Annotated in this window: 14 protein-coding genes; 2 read left to right on the top strand and 12 right to left on the bottom strand. The window is 70.7% G+C overall.

Annotated features, from left to right (window positions below; translation table 11 throughout):
- Nucleotides 1-47: 47 nt before the first annotated feature.
- The 3 genes from ACFVSU_RS19230 to ACFVSU_RS19220 form a co-directional block, all read right to left on the bottom strand.
- The gene (locus ACFVSU_RS19230; protein WP_387146693.1) at nt 48-611 is read right to left on the bottom strand and encodes a YceI family protein; all 564 of its coding nucleotides are present in this window, start codon (nt 609-611) and stop codon (nt 48-50) included.
- 173 nt (nt 612-784) lie between these two features.
- Entirely contained in the window at nt 785-1153 is a 369-nt protein-coding gene (locus ACFVSU_RS19225) for an FKBP-type peptidyl-prolyl cis-trans isomerase (protein WP_056370156.1), read from the bottom strand.
- Between the two features lie 199 nt (nt 1154-1352).
- Nucleotides 1353-2579, bottom strand: coding sequence for a PrsW family intramembrane metalloprotease (locus ACFVSU_RS19220; protein WP_387146688.1), 1227 nt, complete (start codon nt 2577-2579; stop codon nt 1353-1355).
- Nucleotides 2580-2665: 86 nt separating this feature from the next.
- Between ACFVSU_RS19220 and ACFVSU_RS19215 the strand changes: the two genes are divergently transcribed.
- Nucleotides 2666-3529, top strand: coding sequence for a fumarylacetoacetate hydrolase family protein (locus ACFVSU_RS19215; protein ID WP_387146685.1), 864 nt, complete (start codon nt 2666-2668; stop codon nt 3527-3529).
- 67 nt (nt 3530-3596) lie between these two features.
- On the opposite strand, the gene ACFVSU_RS19210 is transcribed toward ACFVSU_RS19215, so the two are convergent.
- The 5 genes from ACFVSU_RS19210 to ACFVSU_RS19190 form a co-directional block, all read right to left on the bottom strand.
- Nucleotides 3597-4196: a hypothetical protein gene (locus tag ACFVSU_RS19210; RefSeq protein ID WP_387146682.1), complete on the bottom strand. Its 600-nt coding sequence runs from the start codon at nt 4194-4196 to the stop codon at nt 3597-3599.
- A gap of 62 nt (nt 4197-4258) precedes the next feature.
- Nucleotides 4259-5740 carry an aspartate ammonia-lyase gene (locus ACFVSU_RS19205; RefSeq protein WP_387146679.1) on the bottom strand — a complete coding sequence of 494 codons (1482 nt, stop codon included), beginning with the start codon at nt 5738-5740 and terminating at the stop codon, nt 4259-4261.
- Nucleotides 5741-5888: 148 nt separating this feature from the next.
- Complete coding sequence (locus ACFVSU_RS19200) at nt 5889-6800, bottom strand: phosphodiesterase (RefSeq protein ID WP_387146676.1); 912 nt, start codon at nt 6798-6800, stop codon at nt 5889-5891.
- A 57-nt stretch (nt 6801-6857) separates the two neighbouring features.
- Nucleotides 6858-7187, bottom strand: a complete 330-nt coding sequence (locus tag ACFVSU_RS19195; RefSeq protein ID WP_310289762.1) for a peptidase — start codon at nt 7185-7187, stop codon at nt 6858-6860.
- On the bottom strand, nt 7184-8479 hold the full coding sequence (locus tag ACFVSU_RS19190) for an anion permease (RefSeq protein WP_387146673.1): 1296 nt from the start codon (nt 8477-8479) through the stop codon (nt 7184-7186). Before ACFVSU_RS19190 ends, ACFVSU_RS19195 begins: the two co-directional genes overlap by 4 nt.
- Nucleotides 8480-8636: 157 nt before the next feature.
- On the opposite strand from ACFVSU_RS19190, the gene ACFVSU_RS19185 reads away from it, so the two are divergent.
- Nucleotides 8637-10760: a S9 family peptidase gene (locus ACFVSU_RS19185; protein WP_387146670.1), complete on the top strand. Its 2124-nt coding sequence runs from the start codon at nt 8637-8639 to the stop codon at nt 10758-10760.
- A 107-nt stretch (nt 10761-10867) separates the two neighbouring features.
- Here ACFVSU_RS19185 and ACFVSU_RS19180 read toward each other — a convergent pair whose 3' ends face one another.
- From ACFVSU_RS19180 to ACFVSU_RS19165, 4 genes are all read right to left on the bottom strand, one after another.
- Nucleotides 10868-13789: a LuxR C-terminal-related transcriptional regulator gene (locus ACFVSU_RS19180; protein ID WP_387146667.1), complete on the bottom strand. Its 2922-nt coding sequence runs from the start codon at nt 13787-13789 to the stop codon at nt 10868-10870.
- Between the two features lie 88 nt (nt 13790-13877).
- The gene (locus ACFVSU_RS19175) at nt 13878-14906 is read right to left on the bottom strand and encodes an ATP-dependent 6-phosphofructokinase (protein ID WP_387146664.1); all 1029 of its coding nucleotides are present in this window, start codon (nt 14904-14906) and stop codon (nt 13878-13880) included.
- A gap of 111 nt (nt 14907-15017) precedes the next feature.
- Nucleotides 15018-16103 carry a hypothetical protein gene (locus ACFVSU_RS19170; protein ID WP_387146661.1) on the bottom strand — a complete coding sequence of 362 codons (1086 nt, stop codon included), beginning with the start codon at nt 16101-16103 and terminating at the stop codon, nt 15018-15020.
- An 85-nt stretch (nt 16104-16188) separates the two neighbouring features.
- Complete coding sequence (locus ACFVSU_RS19165) at nt 16189-18342, bottom strand: DEAD/DEAH box helicase (RefSeq protein WP_387146658.1); 2154 nt, start codon at nt 18340-18342, stop codon at nt 16189-16191.
- Between the last annotated feature and the right edge of the window lie 50 nt (nt 18343-18392).

Genomic DNA, 18392 nt, shown 5'->3' with positions numbered 1-18392 from the left:
GGATGCCTCGGGGTCGAGGCATCCGCTCTTCGTCGCGGTATCGCGGTTCAGTCCTGCTGGAGCGCGCCCTGCAGGTCGAGCGTGATGGTGACGTCCTTGCCGACCAGCACGCCGCCGGTCTCGAGGGCGGCGTTCCAGGTCAGGCCGAAGTCCTCGCGGTTCACGACCGTCTTGGCCGTCGCGCCCGCCTTGTAGTTGCCCCACGGGTCGGTGCCGAAGCCGCCGAACTCGAACTCGAACGACACGGGCTTGGTGATGCCGCGGATGGTGAGGTCGCCGTCCACGAAGAACTCGCCGTCCTTCACGTGGGCGCCGGTCGAGACGAACTCCATCGTGGGGTGGTTCTCGACGTCGAAGAAGTCGGCGGAGCGCAGGTGGTTGTCGCGGCCCTCGTCCTTGGTGTCGACGGAGGTGACGTCGACGGATGCCTCCACCTTGGCGTCGAGCGGGTTCTCGGGGGCGACGAGGGTCGCGCTCTTCATGCCGAACGTGCCGCGCACCTTCGAGATCATCATGTGGCGCACGCTGAAGGTGACCTCGCTGTGCGCGGGGTCGAGCACCCAGGTGCCCGCCTTGTAGCCGGGAACGTCGATCGTGGTGGAGTCGGTCATGGTCGTCCTTCGTGTTCAGGTCCGTGTGGGGCGCCCGAGGGGACGGGCATACGGGGTCCAACACAGCCTTGCAGAAGTTCTATTCCCGTGAATGCAAATTACGTGAGAACTCCTGGGGACGATGAAGGGACGGATGCCGCGGCATCCGTCCCTCCGGACGATCGATGTCGGGCTCAGCCGACCTTGATGAGGTCGATGACGAAGATGAGCGTCTTGCCGCCGAGGAAGTGGCCGCCGGCCGGACCGTAAGCGAGGTGCGGCGGGATGACGAGCTCGCGGCGGCCGCCCTCCTTCATGCCCGGGATGCCGTCCTGCCAGCCCTGGATGAGGCCCCGGAGCGGGAACTGGATGCTCTCGCCGCGGTTCCACGACGAGTCGAACTCTTCGCCGGTCTCGTACTCGACGCCCACGTAGTGGACGGTCACGGTGTCGCCGGGCTTCGCCTCGGCGCCCTCGCCCACAACGATGTCGCGGACGACGAGGTCGGCCGGCGCCGGGCCGGCGGGTGCGTCGATCTCGGGCTTGGTGCGGTCGTCAGTCATGCGTCCATCCAACCATTGGAAGCCCGCCGGCGCCGAGCGAGTTCGCCGTCAGGGGAACCGCCGGGGTTCTCTTGACACCCGCGCAGGCCTCCCGGCATGCTGGGGGCAGACCAACTCAGCGCTCGGTTGACACGCAGGCATCGCCGCGGCACCGAGCGCTGAGTCTTTGCTCCCGGGGTTCCCCCGGCGCTTCGCGGGGTTACGGCGCGAACATCGCGGCGCGGGTCGCCGCGGTCTTCGCGAGCAGATCGCGTTCCTCAGCCGAGGCCTGCGGATCGCGCCCGGTGATCGCCCGCTGGCGCGTCGCGGCGAGCGCCGTGGCGTCCATGATGAACGTCTTCATGAGCGCGGTGCGGTCTCCTCGCAGCGTCCGCGCCCACGCGAGGGCTGCCTTGCGCCCCGCTGACGTCGCGAGCATGTCGACCTCCTGCGGAGTGAACCAGCCGGCGGACGCGTACTCGCCGAGCCGGCGTCGCGTGAGCCGCGACTCCTCTCGCCTCAGCGCGACGACACCGAGGATGAACCCGATGAAGAGCGGCACCTGCAGCGTCAGGTAGAGGAAGAAGAAGTCCCCGAACATGGCGGACCCGTTCCAGAACGCGTGCAGCGCGATCGCGCCCGCGAGCCCCAGCAAGCCGGGGCCGATCGCCTGGCCGGCCGACAGCCCGCGGCGCGCGGCGAGGCCGAGCGCGAAGCCCGTGACGCTGGTGAACATGACGTGCGCGAACGGCGACAGGATGCCGCGCAGGAAGAACGTCGTGGTGGTCTCGGTCGCGCCGCCCTCGATGAAGCTCACCGCGAAGTACTGGATGTTCTCGGTGAACGCGAAGCCCGCACCGACCAGCGCGCCGTAGACGATGCCGTCGATCGGGCCGTCGAACGCGCGCCGGGCGGTCGCGAAGATGAGGAAGACGCCGAGCCCCTTCGCGAACTCCTCGACGACCGGTGCCTGGACGACGGTCTGCAACACCTCGCGCGCGCCCGTTGCCGGGCCGAACACCATCGACAGCAGCAGGTCGACGCCGAGCGCGATGCCGACGGCGGCGATCGCACCCCACGCGATCGCGAGGATGAGCAGTCCGCGGGGCTCGGGTTCCCAGCGGTCGACGATGCGCACCGCGAAGAGAACACCGACGAGCGGCACCACAGCCAGCACCATCCCGATGAGCGACGCCGCCGGGCCGAGCGCGGTGAGGAAGTACGCCACCAGCACGATCAGCACGAGCACGAGGATGCCGATGATCCAGACCGAGGCGCTCCGTCCGCGCCGCGACGCGGCCGCGGTCGGGATCTGCACGGGTGCGGGCGAGGACGACGGGGGCGTGATCGCCGCGGGGGCCGCGACGCGGGGCTGCGCGAGCGCAGAGGCGAACTCCGGCGGCGTGAGCGAGGGCCGGGGGCGGGAGGCACCGGGGTCGAGCGTCATGCGCACAGCCTATGGGTGCAGAACGCTCACCCGTCATACGGGGTGTGGACCGCCCGCGCGCGCACCCCGGCGGCTAGGTTGGGGGCATGCGCTTCGCCCATGTCGTGCCACCGGAGTCGGGCGAGCCGAGGCTCGCACTCGTCGATGGCGACGAGGTGGCGATCGTCGAGGAGCTGTTCGACGGAGCGCCCCGCGTGCTCGAAGAGCTCATCGCCGGTGGCGACGAGCTGCTCGCACGCGTGCGGGATGCCGCGGACCGTGGCACGCGGCATCCGATCGAGGGAATGGGCTTCGCGTCCGCGGTCCTCGCGCCCCCGGTGATCCTCGCGATCGGCCTCAACTACGCCGCGCACTCCAGCGAGCTCGGGCTGAAGACCGACTCGACGCCGACGGTGTTCGTGCTCTGGCCGAACTCGCTCGCCGGGCACGACCACACCACGATCTGGCCGCGGTCGCTCAGCGAGTCCGTCGACTACGAGGCCGAGCTGGGCGTCATCATCGGCACGCCCGCGAAGGACGTCTCCCCCGAGGACGCGCTCGACCATGTCTGGGGCTACACGGTGGTCAACGACATCACCGCGCGCGACATCCAGTACTCCGAGGCGCAGTGGTCGCGGTGCAAGTCGTTCGACGGCTTCACGCCGACGGGTCCGTTCGTGGTCACCGTCGACGAGGTGCCCGATCCGCAGGACCTCCACATCTGGACCGTCCTCGACGGCACCACGCTGCAGGATGCGACCACGGGCCAGATGGTGCGCCCGGTGGCCACGCTCATCTCGCACCTGTCGAAGTCGGCGACGCTGCTGCCCGGGACGCTCATCTCGACGGGCAGCCCGGGCGGCGCCGGGTACTCGCGGGACCCGCAGGTGTTCCTGCGCGACCGCTCGACGGTCACCGTCGGCATCGACGGCATCGGCGCGCTCACGACGCACTGCCGCATCCTCGGCTGAGGCCGCGCCTCACGACGCGGAAGGCGGGCCCGCGTCGCGGACCCGCCTTCCGATGTCGATGCCTGCGTCAGTTGCAGGTGATGGTGCCGCCACCCTGGAGTTCCCACACACCCGGGCCGAGTTCGGCGCAGGCGGCGGCGAGACCACCGAACACCACGGTCAGGATGATGATCGTCACGATGATGCCGACGACGATCAGCACTGCCGAGATGATGATCGCGGCGAGGGCGAAGCCGTTCTTGACCCCGGCCTTGCGGCTCTGCACGAGCGCGACGATGCCGAGGATCAGCGCGACCAGCTGGACGAAGAACGACAGGATGAACGCGACGATGCCGAGCGTCTTGCCCGGGACGGGCGCGTCGACCGGTGCGCCGTACGCGGCGGGTGGCGCCGCGCTGTACGCCGGCGGCGCGGCGTTGTAGGCGGGCGCGCCCGCGGGGTACGCCGGCGGAGCCGCCGCGTACTCGGGCTGGGCGGCGGGCGCCGACGGAGCGGAGTAGTCCGGCGCCGGAGCGGCGGGCGCCGACGGCGCAGCGTAGTCGGGCGCGGGAGCGGTGGGCTCCGCCGCGGGCGGAACCGGCGCGTCGGCGGGCGGCTGAGGCGCAGTGGGCTGCGACGCGGGCTGCTGCGGCGGCTCGGGTGCGGCCGGGTTCTGCGGATCGGTCATTTCTCGCCTTTCGTTCGAGTCTCCCTGACGTTATCGATCGGGAGCCGCCCGCGGCAACCGGCTCAGCGCGTGTCTGCCGCCGCCTCCTCGACGGCGTCCTCGGGAACCGCCACGATCGGGATCGCTGCGGTGATGGTCTCGAGTCCCGACAGGCGGGCGGGCGAGAGCTGCTTGGCGACCTCGTCTCGCGACATGAGGCCGGCCTCCACCACGAGGTCGGCGACGCCGCGGCCCGTGAGCAGAGCCGTCTTCGCCAGCGCCGCGGCGGCCGCGTAGCCGATGAACGGCGTGAGCGCCGTGATGACGCCGACCGACGATCCCACCATGGCGCCGAGCCGCTCGCGGTTCGCAGTGATGCCGTCGACGCAGTTGACGCGCAGCGTGAACATCGCCTGACGCAGCCAGGTGATCGACTGGAAGATCGAGTGCGCGATGACGGGCTCGAACGCGTTGAGCTGCAGCTGCCCGCCCTCGACCGCCATCGTGACGGTGAGGTCGGCGCCCGCGACCGAGAACGCGACCTGGTTGACGACCTCGGGGATGACCGGGTTCACCTTGCCGGGCATGATGCTGGACCCCGCCTGCCGTGCGGGCAGGTTGATCTCGCCGAACCCGGCCTGCGGGCCGGACGACAGCAGACGCAGGTCGTTGCAGATCTTCGACAGCTTGATCGCGTTGCGCTTGAGCGAGGCCGAGAACGACATGAAGGAGCCGGTGTCGCTGGTCGCCTCGACGAGGTCGGAGGCGGTGTCGAGGTCGAGGCCCGAGATCTCGCGCAGGTGACGGAGCACGGCGGGCGCGTACGCCGGGTGGGTCGTGATGCCGGTGCCGATCGCGGTCGCGCCCATGTTGACCTCGTACAGGAGGTAGGCGTTCTCGGTGAGGCGCTGGTGGTCGTAGCCGAGGGTCGTCGCGAACCCGTGGAACTCCTGCCCGAGCGTCATCGGCACGGCGTCCTGCAGCTGGGTACGGCCGACCTTCAGCACGTCGTGGAACTCGACGGCCTTCGCGAGGAACGCGCGGCGCAGCAGGTCGAGCTCCTCGAGCAGCGTCTTCAGGTCGAGACCGAGGCCGACCTTGATGGCGGTCGGGTAGACGTCGTTGGTCGACTGGCTGCGGTTCGTGTCATCGATCGGCGACAGGAACGCGTAGTCGCCCTTCTCGCGTCCGGCGAGCTCGAGCGCGATGTTGGTGATGACCTCGTTCGCGTTCATGTTGGTCGACGTGCCGGCGCCGCCCTGGATGACGCCCACGACGAACTGGTCGTGGTAGTCGCCGTCGATGACGAGCTGCGCGGCACGGTCGATGAGATCCGCCTTGGCGGGGTCGAGCACCCCGATCTCGCGGTTCGCGCGGGCCGAAGCCTGCTTCACCATCGCGAGCGCCCGCACCAGGTCGGGGTAGACCGAGATCGGCCTCTTCGAGATCGGGAAGTTCTCGAGCGCGCGGGCGGTGTGGATGCCCCAATACGCGTCGGCGGGGATCTCCAGGGATCCCAGGGAGTCGGTCTCGATGCGGGTTCGCGTCATTGCGTCCAGAGCCATGTGTTGCAGTCCTCGTGGGTCGTTCACAGCGGTGTGCGGGATGCTTCGAGCCTACCCGCGGGGCCTGCCCACCGGGCTGTACACGGCGTACACCCGGCTACGCCTCCACGTACATGACGGCGGTCAGCACGCGGTGAGGAGAACGGCGTCAGCGACGCTTGCGTGAGAACGCCTCGAGTCGCTCCTCGGGCGTGAGTCGCGACATCCGCTCGACCCATTCGGCGGAGAAGACATCGCCGGTCGGCGCGTCGACGACGGGCACGACGGCGTGGGTGATCGTGTCGTCGTACACGTGCACGAGGTGGAACGACTGGCCGGCGTCCATGCCGTTGACGTCCGCCGCCGGGCGCGCGAGGTTCATGGTGTAGCAGGTGGCTGCGGCGACGCTCACCGGGACGCCTGCGAACGTGCCGCTCGTCGAGTAATGCAGGTGGCCCGCGAGGATCGCGCGCACATCGGTGCCGGCGATCACGTCGGCGAGCCGCCCCTGCTCCCGGAGCTCGAGGATGTCGAACAGCGGCACGTGCGACGGCAGCGGCGGGTGGTGGAGCGCGAGGATCGTGCCGAGCGGCGCGGGCGTCGCGAGCTCGTGGCGCAGCCACTCGAGCTGCCCGTGGTCGAGATCGCCGTGATGCCAGCCGGGCACCGTCGAGTCGAGACCGATGAGCCGCAGCCCGCCGAGATCCCATACGCCGGTCACGGGCTCTTCCGTCGGCTCCAGCCCGAGCAGGTCACGTCGCAGCGCCGGGCGCTCGTCGTGGTTTCCGGCGACCCACACCACGGGCGCACCGAGTCGCTCCGCCACCGGCTCCACTGCGGCGCGCAGCGCGGTGTACGCCTCGGGCTCGCCGAGATCCGTGAGGTCGCCCGTGAACACGATCGCGTCGGGACGGATGCCGGTGGCCTCGGCCGCCTCGAGCGTCCGGGCGAGGTTCGCCGCGGTGTCGAAACGGCCGCCCAGCGGCGCGTTGCCCGCGAGCAGGTGCGTGTCGCTCACGTGCAGCAGCGTGCGCCGCGCAGGCGGGTACTGACCGAACTGGACGGGTGCGGCGGTGGCCATGGGCCTCAGCCTAGGCCGTCGTGCCGACAGCATCAGGTCCCGGCGCGGTCTCGTCGCTCAGTGGTTGAAGACGATGAGCAGCAGTCCGCCGAGCACGGCCGCGGCGCAGACCGCGAAGCACGCGTAGGCGCCCACGAGGGCGAACCGCTTCTGGCCGTCGGTCAGCGGGCTGCGCTTGGCGGCCTTGGCTGCGGCCTTCTCGGCACGCCGCGCCTCCTTCTCGGAGATGACGGTGATGGCGTCGGTGAACTCCGCGGGGGCCACCACGGGAGCGCGGCCGGCGCGGACGAGCAGTCGCAGGCCGAGCGCGTAGAACGAGACGACCACGACGGCCGAGATGAACGCCGCGACGAACACCTGTACGAAGGCGAGCCAGTTGATGATCATCGCGGGCCTCCGTCCTTGGGCCGGTTCTCAGATCGCCCGGCGGCCTTGGCGGCCTTCTTCGCTGCCGCTTCCGCCGCGGCCACGCGTCGCGCCTCGTCGCGCGCGATCGCGCGCTGACGGCGCGTGGGCGGCGGGTTGCGCTTGACCTTGACGGCGCGGCCGGAGTCTGCGACCTCGCTCATCGCGTTCGCCGCGGTGACCTCGTCGCGGCGCGAACGCATGAAGAGCGCCAGGATGATGATGACGGCCAGGACCGCGTCGATGATGACGCCCCACACGGGCAGCCAAACGACGATGAGCGCCGCCACCGCGCCGACCGCACCGGCCGCGGGAAGCGTGAGGATCCAGCCGACCATGATCCGGCCCGCGGTGCGCCACCGCACCTGCGAGCCGCGACGGCCCAGGCCCGAGCCGATGACCGATCCCGACGCGACCTGCGTGGTCGACAGCGCGAAGCCGAGGGCGCTCGAGGCGAGGATCGTGGACGCCGTCGACGCCTCGGCTGAGAAGCCCTGCGCCGGCTTGACCTCGGTGAGGCCCTTGCCGAGCGTGCGGATGATGCGCCAGCCGCCCATGTACGTGCCGAGGGCGATCGTGATCGCGCACGCGAAGATCACCCAGGTCTGGGGCTCGGGGTTCGACGCGGACTGCAGGCCGGACGTGATGAGCAGGAGCGTGATGATGCCCATGGTCTTCTGCGCGTCGTTCGTGCCGTGGGCGAGCGCCACCAGTGACGACGTGAAGATCTGACCGACGCGGAAGCCGTCCCGCCCGTCGGGTTTGCTGTCGTAGCGCCGCGTGAGCGCGTATGCGAGCTTCGTCGCGGTGAACGCGATCACGCCTGCCGTGACCGGCGCGATGAACGCCGGCAGGATCACCTTCGACATGACCACGCCGAAGTTGACCGCCGAGACACCGACGCCCACGATCGTGGCGCCGATGAGCCCGCCGAACAGGGCATGGGACGACGACGAGGGAAGCCCGAGGAGCCAGGTCAGCATGTTCCACGTGATGGCGCCGATGAGGCCGGCGAGGATGATCTCGGGGAAGATGTCGTGCGAGATCTGATCCTCGTTGATGATGCCGCCCGAGATCGTCTGCGCGACTTCCGTCGACAGGAACGCGCCGACCAGGTTGAGGAGGGCGGCGAGCAGGACGGCGGTCTTGGGCTTGAGGGCGCCGGTGGCGATGGGCGTCGCCATCGCATTCGCAGTGTCGTGGAAGCCGTTCGTGAAGTCGAAGAACAGCGCCAGCGCGATCACCAGAACGATGATGAGGGTTGCGGTTTCCACCGTTCGCTTTCGGGGAGGAGGAGTGGAGAGAAGTGTGCCGACGAGATCGGCGCGACGAACGAACAGTTCACCAAGAGTTCAGGAACCGGCAACCGGCCAGGAAGAATCCTACATCGGCGACCCTGACGGTCAACTCGGAGACGACTAGCGTGGAACGGTGACTCTCAGCGACTCCGCACCCGCCCCGTCCGCCCCTGTCGCCGGCATCCGTCCGATCGTCCGATCCCATCACGGCGACGACGTCGAAGACCGGTACGAGTGGTTCCGCGAGAAGGAGGATTCGGCCGTCATCGCGCACCTCGAGGCCGAGAACGCGTACACGCAGCAGCGCACGGCGCACCTCGAGGGCCTGCGCGAGCGCATCTTCGGAGAGATCAAGGGCCGCACGCTCGAGACCGACCTGTCGGTGCCGACCCGCCGCGGCGAGTGGTGGTACTACGGCCGCACGCTCGAAGGCAAGCAGTACGGCATCCAGTGCCGCGCCCCGCTCGCATCCGCCGACGACTGGACGCCCCCTGAGCTCTCCCCCGACGTCGAGGTCGCGGGCGAGCAGATCCTCCTCGACGGCAACGTCGAGGCCGAGGGCCACGAGTTCTTCTCGCTCGGAAGCTTCGAGGTCTCCAACGACGGCACGCTCATGCTCTACGGCGTCGACGTCGCGGGCGACGAGCGCTACACGGTGCGCGTGCGCAACCTCGTGACGGGCGAGCAGCTCCCCGACGAGATCCCCGACACCTTCGCGGGCGCGACCTTCTCCCCCGACGGCCGCTTCATCGTCTACACGACCGTCGACGACGCGTGGCGCCCCGACACCGTCTGGCTGCACGAGCTCGGCACGGCCGTCGCCGACGACGCGAAGCTCTTCCACGAGCCCGACGAGAAGTACTGGGTGGGCGCCGGGTTCACGCGCAGCGACCGCTTCCTCGTGATCGGCCTCGGCTCTTCGATCACGAGCGAGGAATGGCTGCTGGATGCCGACGACCTCCGTGGCGAGCCGCGCGTGGTGTGGCCGCGGACCGAGGGCGTCGAATACGACTCCGAGCACGCGGTCGTCGACGGCGAGGACGTGCTGTTCATCCTCCACAACGACGGAGCCCTGGACTTCGAGCTCGTGCGGGTGGCAGCATCCGATCCGTCCGGCGACCGCTCCGTCGTCATCCCTCACCGTCCCGGCGAGCGCCTGCTGGGCGTGTCGACGTTCCGCGACTGGGGCGTCGTGGGCTACCGCCGCGGCGGGCTCGCGCGTCTCGGCATGCTCGACTACGCGACGGGCGGCGTCGACGAGATCACCTTCGACGAGCCGCTGTACTCGGTGGGCACCGGGGGCAACCCCGAGTGGGCTCCTCCCCTGCTGCGCCTCGGCTACGGCTCGTTCGTCACCCCCGGCACCGTGTACGACCTCGACGTCGCCACGCGCGAGCTGTACCTGCGCAAGCGCCAGCCGGTGCTCGGCGGCTACGAGCCCGACGACTACGCGCAGGCCCGCGTGTGGGCGACCGCCCAGGACGGCACGCAGATCCCGATCTCGCTCGTCTACAAGCGCTCGTTCGGCGACGCCGGCGTGGCACCGCGCCCCGTCCACCTCTACGGCTACGGCTCGTACGAGCACTCGATCGAGCCCGGCTTCTCGGTGCCGCGCCTGTCGGAGCTCGACCGAGGCGTCGTCTTCGCCGTCGCCCACGTGCGCGGCGGCGGCGAGATGGGCCGCCAGTGGTACGAGGACGGCAAGCTCCTCAACAAGCGCAACACGTTCACGGACTTCGTCGACAGCGCGCTGCACCTCATCGACAACGGGTACACGACGGCCTCGCAGCTCGTCGCCGAGGGCGGCTCGGCCGGTGGCCTGCTGATGGGCGCGGTCGCGAACATCGCGCCCGAGCTCTTCGCGGGTGTGCTCGCCGACGTGCCGTTCGTCGACGCGCTGACCACGATCCTCGATCCGTCACTGCCGCTGACGGTGATCGAGTGGGACGAGTGGGGCGACCCGCTGCACAACGCCGACGTCTACGCCTACATGAAGTCGTACTCGCCGTACGAGAACGTGCGGACGGATGCTGCCTACCCGCGCATCCTCGCCGTCACGTCGCTCAACGACACCCGGGTCCTGTACGTCGAGCCGGCGAAGTGGGTCGCACGCCTGCGCGAGGTCGGCGCCGACGCCCTGCTCAAGTGCGAGATGGTCGCCGGTCACGGCGGCGTCTCGGGCCGCTACAACGCGTGGCGCGAGCGCGCGTTCGAGCTGGCGTGGCTGCTGGACGTGCTCGGCGTCGCCGACGCCTGATCCGGCGCGACGATCTCGAGACCGGGGATCTCGGCCGAGACCGGGGGCGACGTCCTCGGTCTCGGCAGGATCCCTCGGGTTCGACGACAGCGGCGGGCCGGCTCCCGTCAGGGGCGAGCCTCGCGGGCGAACGCGGCGGCCTCCGTGCGGTTGGCCACGCCGAGCTTCGTGAGGATCGACGACACGTGGATCGACGCCGTCTTCGGGCTGATGAAGAGCTCGCGGCCGATCTGCGGATTGGTCATGCCGCGCGCGACGAGCTCGAGAACCTGTGACTCGCGTTCGGTGAGCGAGGCGATCCTCGTGCCCGGGTCGCCGCCCAGACCGGCACGGGCCGAGAGTTCGTCGGCCCATCGGGCGAACAGCGTGTCACCCGTCGCCGGAATCTGATCCCGGAGCTCCGCGAGCGCCGCATCCGCGCCCGCTCGGTCACCGGACGCGACCAGCGCTTCGGCGAGTCGCAGCCTGGCGCGATGCGCGAACTGGATGGGGAGGCCGTGGCCGTCGCGCGCCGCGGCGAGCGCTGCCCGCCACGCGGTCACGCGGGCCGGGGGCGTGGCATCCGTCGCAAGCTCGGCAGCGGCACAGGCGACGAGCGGAGTGAGCGCGCCACCATCCTCGAGCTCGGAGGCGACCGCCTCGGCCTCTTCACGTACGCCGTCGACGCCGCGGTCGATGGAGGCGTCCATGCCCTGCACGCTGTCGGCCTCCGCGACCAGCCAGGCCCGCAGCGGAAGTCCCCACGGGCGCACCCACGACTGCGTCTCGGAGGTGCGCAGGACCGTCTCGAGCTCGAGGGCACCCGGGAGCAGATCGAGCTTGCGGCGCCCGTCGTGCTCGTCCGAGATCCGGACGAGCCGCTCGAGCAGGTCCAGCCGGCGCCATCCGGCGTCCTCGTCGGGCACGTCGAACACCTCGGGCATCTCGTCGCGGGTCAGGCGACGCTTCTCGGCGTAGGCATCCGGCCGGTCGGCCCACAGGTCGACCTCCGCGAGGATGCGCAGCGCTGCTGATCGGTCGAGTGGCACCACGACGAGCTGCAGGGCACGGCGCGCCTGCGCCGCGCTCTCGTCGACGCGGCCGAGCGGAAGGAGCACCTGGCCCATCAGAAGCATCGCGACGGCGCCGTGGCCGCGCTCGCGTCCGGCGTCGAGCGCCTCGCGGAGCATCACGGCGTAGAGCTGGAGCGCCTCCTCATAACGCCCTTCGAAGAACGCGACATCGGCGAGCACCATCCGAGCGCGGTGGCGTTCCGCCGCACCATTCGCCACCGCGAATGCCTCGCGCCCCGCGGCGGCGGCGAGATCCAGTTTGCCCTCGAACGCGAACCTCCCGGCCAGGTTCGTCAGGCATATCGCGAGCGTCGCGGGATCCCCCGCGTCACGAGCGATCACGACCGCCGACTGCAGAGCGTCGATGTCGTGGCGGCCGAGCAGGCTTCTGACGAGCGCGAGCAGCGCCCGGGCGGCGGGCTCCTCGCGCCCGGTGAGGAGCCCTTCGGCCTCCACGAGTGCCACTTCGTCGGCCCGGTTCGTGATCCATCCTTCGCACATCACGAGCCACCACAGCGCGGCGGCACGTTCGACCGGATCGCTCGGGCCCGGAAGCGCGAGCGCGGTCGTCACGAGCGCACGCGCCTCGAGGTAGTCGCCGGCGTGCCAGAGGTATTCCGCGGCCCGTCGCAGCATCTCCATCCGGGATGCACCGCCGACCCGGTCTTGCGCATCGGGGACGACGTCCCACCAGTCGGCGAGGCGGCGCCAGAGCGCCGCTGTCGTAGACGGCGCGAGTTCGGAACCGGGTTGAGCGAGACACCGCACCGTGGCGTCGAACGCAGCCGGAACGTCTCCGGCCCTCGCCCGATGCTCGGCGACCGCGGCCAGCGTCGAGAACGATGCGCCGGCGCCCTCGAGCGCGTCGGCGTAGACGCGGTGGGCATCGCGACGCTCGCCGGGCAGAACGTCACCGTAAACGGCCTCCCGCAGCAGGGCGTGGCGGAACCCGTAGCCGGTCGCCGTCACCGCGATGAGCCCTCGCTCGAGCGCCTCCCGGACACCGTCGTCGAGGACCGCACGATCTCTTCCCGACACCCGCAGGAGGATGTCGTGGTCGACGTCGTCGCCGCCGACGGAGAGCAGCGCGACGATCTGCCGTGCCCCCGGCGATGCGCTGCGGTATCGGAGAAGCAGCAGGTCGCGAAGCGCCCCGGGCAGCTCCTCCCCCTCGAGCGAGACGAGCTCCTCGACGAAGAACGGCACCCCGCCGCTGCGTGCGGCGATCGCGTCGGCGTCCGCACCGGAGAACCGGCCTGGCGCGATCGCCTCGACCTGGCTGCCGACCTCCGCGCCGGAGAGCCGCGCGAGCTCCACGTGCTCGATGTCCCGCCGGGCCTCGAGCGCCACGACGCCCGACAGCGCGGGCCGGCCCGCGATCTCGTCGGACCGATAGGTCAGGACGACGCTGAGGTGCCGACCACGGAGGGTGATCGCGAGCAGCGAGGCGAAGGATGCCGTGAGGGCGTCCGCCCAGTGCAGGTCCTCGACGACGACCACGACGTGGAACCGCTCGCTGAGGCGCTCCACGACGGTCTCGATCGTGTCCGAGACGAGGTCGGAGGAAGGTTCGATCGATTCGGGCGCGACCGTCGCCGCGGATTCCGCGAGTTCCGGGACCAGCACGCCCAGAGTGCGCCGCACACCCGGCGATGCCGCCGCGCTGTCGAGCAGCACGTCGCCCACACCTGCCCGCAGATCACGGACCAGTCCCCGCAGCGCGTGGAACGGCGGAGCACCGTCACCACCGTCGACGCACTGAGCCGTCGCCACCACCACCGGCGGATCGTCTGCCGCTGCGTCGGCCCGCAACGACAGGATCGCCTCCTGGACGAGCCGGGTCTTGCCGATCCCCGCCTCGCCGCGGATCACGATCGCGCGGGGAAGTCCGGCTCGGCCGTCCGCGAGCGCGCGGCGGAGCGCCTCGAACTCCCCCTGGCGTCCGATCAGCACGGGACTCACGGCCACCCCAGCCACGACGCCATCGTGGCACGCGTGCGAGCGTCACGTCAGGGGTGCGGACGGATGCCTCGGGCCGAGGCATCCGTCATCCCCTCGCGCAGTGTCAGCCGAAGAGCGCGGCGGCCTCTTCGTAGCGGTAGAGCGGAACGGTGTTGAGCTCGCCGAGCGCGTCGGCGAACGGGACGCGCACGATGTCGGTGCCGCGCATCGCGACCATCTGACCCCACGCGCCGTCGACGACCGCGTCGGCGGCGTGGAGGCCCAGGCGTGTCGCGAGCACGCGGTCGAAGCCCGACGGCGAGCCGCCGCGCTGGATGTGGCCGAGCACCGTCGCGCGGGTCTCGATGCCCGTGATGCGCTCGATCTCGGGCGCGAGGATCTCGCTGATGCCGCCGAGGCGCGGGCGGTTGAACGCGTCGAGCCCCTTGTCGCTGTAAGCCTCGTCCATACCGGTCAGGGTGAAGCCCTCCGACACGACCACGAGCGGAGCGCGGCCGCGATCGTGCGCCTTCGAGACGAGCGCGGTGATCTCATCGATCGACATCGGCACCTCGGGGATGCAGATGGCGTGGGCGCCCGCGGCCATGCCGGCGTGCAGGGCGATCCAGCCCACGTGGCGGCCCATCACCTCGGCGACCATGCACCGCTGGTGCGAGTCGCCGGTGGTGCGGAGGCGATCCATCGCGTCCGTCGCGATGTTGACGGCGGTGTCGAAGCCGAACGAGTAGTCGGTGGCGCGCAGGTCGTTGTCGATCGTCTTCGGGACGCCGAGCACGTTGATGCCGTCGTTCGAGAGGCGGTTCGCGGCCGCGAGGGTTCCCTCGCCGCCGATCGCGATGATGCCGTCGAGGCGGTGGCCGTACATCGTCTTGGCGATGTTCTCGGCGCCGCCGCGCGGTCCTTCGTACGGATTCGTGCGCGAAGTGCCGAGGATCGTGCCGCCGACCTTCGACAGGCCCTTCACCTCGTGCCGGGTCAGCGGGAAGAAGTCGCCGTCGACCACACCGCGCCAGCCGTCGCGGATGCCGACGAACTCGAGGTCGTAGTTCGTCGTGCCCTTGAGCACCACGCCACGGATCACTGCGTTGAGCCCGGGGCAGTCGCCGCCGCTCGTCAGGATGCCGATCTTCATTGCTGTGTTCCTCGCTGTCGGGTCGGTGAAGAGGGTCGGCGTCGCTGCCTCCCCTGACACTAGTGCCGGATGGCCTGGCCTGCCACACGGGGCCCGCGGGTCCAGGCGGGGTCAGTCCGCGACGCGTTCCCAGACATCGTTTTCGCGCCGCCAGCGCTGCGCGCCCGCCGGGCGTGCCGAGGTCCCGCGGAACCAGAACGTCTCGTCGGGGTTCCATCCGGCGAGCACCGACGCCCCTCCCCCGTCGACCTCGACGAGCCGTGTGGCGGTCGACAGGTATCCCGCGACGCTGAGATGGACGGCGTCCGCCTCAGCGGCGACGGCGACCCAGTCGGGGATGATCCACCGGCGGTCTAGCCCGGTGACGCGGTACCAGTCCTGCCGTCGCGAGGCGGTGACATCGAGTGGATGCTGCGCGCACAGCCGCGCCCAGTCCTCCGGACCGTCGATCTCGACCACGCGCGCCGGGTACACGTCGACGGGCGTCGCCGAGGCGGCGTCCTCGCCGAAGGAGTCCTCGACGAACCAGAGTCCCGCCGGCCCGTCGCCGGCGAGCCCTCGGGTCGTCCGCACGAGAGAGGTCGGCGGGATCGACCACCACGGACCACTCCACGGCGCGGCAGGATCGTCGGGGCGCTCGCGAACGGCGAGGGCGTTGTCGGCGAGCGTCCGCTCGTGCCACCCGCGCAGGTCCATCGCGACATCCGGGGAGGCCCGACCGGCACCGTCCCACGGCACGGCCCACTGGTCGCCCTCCGCGACACCGTCACTCCACCACCCGGCGAGGGGCGAGCCGGAGAGGAACGCCGCGACGCGGCGAAGGGCCGCACGAACGTCGTCGGTCGCACACAGCAGATCACGCCCGTCCGGCTCCTGCCAGTACATCGCCGCCTGCACCGATGCCGCGAGCGCATCGCGCAGCGTCGCGGGAGTCGGGGCGTCGAGCTCGATCACGTCGAGCGCCGCGGCCGCGTCCGCGGGTGATGCCGTCGGCGGGTCGTACCGGGTCCTGTCGCCGCGGGAGCGGAGCACGATCGTGGTGCCGTTCGTCTCGAAGGCGCCGGCCGCCCACCAGATCGTGTTCGCAGCCGCACGGCTCTCGGTCGTCTCGGCCCGGGACGCGCACGCCAGCGCATACTCCAGGCACAGGCGACGGCCGCGCGGGCCCGCCAGCAGGACGTCGGCGTCGACAGACATCCCGCCACCCTAGCGGGCCGGGATCACGCTCCTGCAGACGACGAAGGGGCGGTGCGAAATCGCACCGCCCCTGTCGAATCGCGTGTTACGCGGCGCCGAGCGCCTGACGCAGCAGGTGCATGAGCGCCGACAGCTGCACCGAGTCGCTCGACTGCGGGTCGACGGCCTCGCCGTCGAGCGCGCGGGCCGCGAGTCCCTGCTTCGAGTCGATGAGCTCGGCGATCTTGGTGTCGATCGTGTGGGCGGCGATGATGCGCCACGCGGTCACGGGCTCGTCCTGGCCGATGCGGTGCACGCGGTCGATCGCCTGCGTCTGCTCGGCAGCCGTCCACGACAGCTCCGCCAGCACGACGTTCGACGACGCCTGCATGTTCACGCCGACGCCCGCCGCGGTGAGCGAGCAGACCGCGATGCCCACGTCGGGATCGTTGTTGAACGCGTCGATCGCCTGCTGGCGGGCCGTGGTGGCCTGGTCGCCGCGCAGCGACACCGTCTTGAGTCCGGCGGCCGCGAAGTGCGCCTCGGCGGTGTCCATGACGTCGATGTGCTTGGCGAAGAACACGACCTTGCCGACCGAACGCTGCAGCTGCACGGCGTAATCGGCGGCGAGCTGAGCCTTGGCCTGGCCGATCTTGCGCACCATGGTGAAGACGTTCTCCGAGCCGGTGCCGGCGGCCTTCGACTCTTCGAGCTCGTTGTGCGCCACCAAGCGGACGATGTCCTCGTCGATGTGGCCGGGGCCGTGGCCACGGTCGCCGCGCGCTTCGATGATGCGACGGTACTTCGCGGCGAGACGCTCACCGAGCTCGCGCTCGGCCTGGCGGATCGAGCGACCGAACTCGTCGTCGAGCTCCACGGGGAGGTCGGCGATGAGCTTGTCGGGCAGGTCGGCCGCGACATCTTTCTTCTTGCGCCGCACGATGCCCATCGAGATGACCGCGTCGCGCGCCTCGGGATAGAACGCCTTGTCGGCTGGCGTGAGCCCGGTCTCGTCGAGCTTCTCCATCAGCACCGGGCCGGGCTTCTCGCCGGTGGTCCAGCCGAGGAAGCGCCAGATCGCGTCGAAGTCCTCGACGTCGTTGATCAGCGGCGTACCGGTGAGGGCGAGCAGCAGCGGGTTGGGCGTCTGCTCGCGGATGCGCGTCGCGAGCGCCAGCACGTTCTGCGAGCGCTGCGAGGTGAGGTTCTTGATGAAGTGCGCCTCGTCGACGACCATGCCCTTCAGCCCGATCGAGCTGAGCCACGACAGGTGGCGGTCGAGGATCTCGTAGTTGACGATGAACACGTCGGCGAACGCGTCGATGCCCTCACCGTCGCCGTGGATCACCGTGGCACGGCGGTGGGGCGTCCAGCGCTCCACCTCGCGCGCCCAGTTCATCTTCACGACATTCGGGACGACCGCGAGGAGCGGATACGCACCCGCGACGGATGCTGCGAGCACCGACTCCGCCGTCTTGCCGAGGCCCGGCTCGTCCGCGAGGAGGAACGTCCGGTGGCCGGCGCGCACCGACTCGAGGAACCGCGACTGGTGCGGCATGACCTCGAGGCCCTTCGGCGACAGGCGGTCGAACTCGGGGACCGGCGGGAGGTCCATCGAGGCGGCGGCGCCGCCGGCACCCGTCTCGAACGCCTTGTACAACGGGCCCATGAGCTCCCAGCTGTCCAGGCGCCGGCGCGGCGTCTGCTTCGGAGCGCGGGCCGTGAGGTCGGGCGCGAGGAACGGGTTGGACTCGCGTCGCGCCTCGACCTGCTGCGGCACGACCTGACGCTCCGCGAGCGCGGCCGGCACGACGGTCGCGACGACCGGGGCGACGTCGGTGATGATGAGCTCGTCCGGCGCCAGCTCGGCACCCGACTCCAGCAGCCAGTCACGGCGCATGCGCCGGGCGACAGGAGAGGTGGCCTGGTCGACCTCGAGCAGCTGGATGAGCGAGGTGTCGCGCGCAGCGGTCTTCGCGAGGATGGTGGCGACGCCGTCGAGCCGCTTCAGCAACTCGGCGCGCGCAGCATCCGTCAGCTCCGTGTCGCCCTTCACACGCGCCCGCTCCTCGCGGACGAGGAAGGCGATGACCTGGAACTTGACGCGGTTCGTCGGCCCCAGCTTGCCGCGCTGGGCCTTCGCCTCGACCTCGCGCACCTTGCGGGCGAGGATCGGGATGATGGGGGCCTCGTCGTCGCGGCGCGCGGACGAGGACTTGCGGCGACGCTGCGCCGTCTGGGCGGGTGCCGTGGTCGGCATGCTCCTCCTGAGCGTGAATGCCGGATAGGGGGTCCGGCGGGAATCGGATG

The organism is Microbacterium sp. NPDC058062 (assembly GCF_042885375.1).
In the GTDB taxonomy this organism is placed as follows: Bacteria; Actinomycetota; Actinomycetes; order Actinomycetales; family Microbacteriaceae; genus Microbacterium; species Microbacterium trichothecenolyticum_C.
Note: the sequence above shows the minus strand (reverse complement) of the source record. Positions and strands in the feature narration are given on the sequence as shown.

Coding starts and splice junctions, on each gene's coding strand:
- ACFVSU_RS19230 (WP_387146693.1), bottom strand. CDS start 611: ATGACCGACTCCACCACGATCGACGTTCCCGGCTACAAGGCGGGCACC.
- ACFVSU_RS19225 (WP_056370156.1), bottom strand. CDS start 1,153: ATGACTGACGACCGCACCAAGCCCGAGATCGACGCACCCGCCGGCCCG.
- ACFVSU_RS19220 (WP_387146688.1), bottom strand. CDS start 2,579: ATGACGCTCGACCCCGGTGCCTCCCGCCCCCGGCCCTCGCTCACGCCG.
- ACFVSU_RS19215 (WP_387146685.1), top strand. CDS start 2,666: ATGCGCTTCGCCCATGTCGTGCCACCGGAGTCGGGCGAGCCGAGGCTC.
- ACFVSU_RS19210 (WP_387146682.1), bottom strand. CDS start 4,196: ATGACCGATCCGCAGAACCCGGCCGCACCCGAGCCGCCGCAGCAGCCC.
- ACFVSU_RS19205 (WP_387146679.1), bottom strand. CDS start 5,740: ATGGCTCTGGACGCAATGACGCGAACCCGCATCGAGACCGACTCCCTG.
- ACFVSU_RS19200 (WP_387146676.1), bottom strand. CDS start 6,800: ATGGCCACCGCCGCACCCGTCCAGTTCGGTCAGTACCCGCCTGCGCGG.
- ACFVSU_RS19195 (WP_310289762.1), bottom strand. CDS start 7,187: ATGATCATCAACTGGCTCGCCTTCGTACAGGTGTTCGTCGCGGCGTTC.
- ACFVSU_RS19175 (WP_387146664.1), bottom strand. CDS start 14,906: ATGAAGATCGGCATCCTGACGAGCGGCGGCGACTGCCCCGGGCTCAAC.
- ACFVSU_RS19170 (WP_387146661.1), bottom strand. CDS start 16,103: ATGTCTGTCGACGCCGACGTCCTGCTGGCGGGCCCGCGCGGCCGTCGC.
- ACFVSU_RS19165 (WP_387146658.1), bottom strand. CDS start 18,342: ATGCCGACCACGGCACCCGCCCAGACGGCGCAGCGTCGCCGCAAGTCC.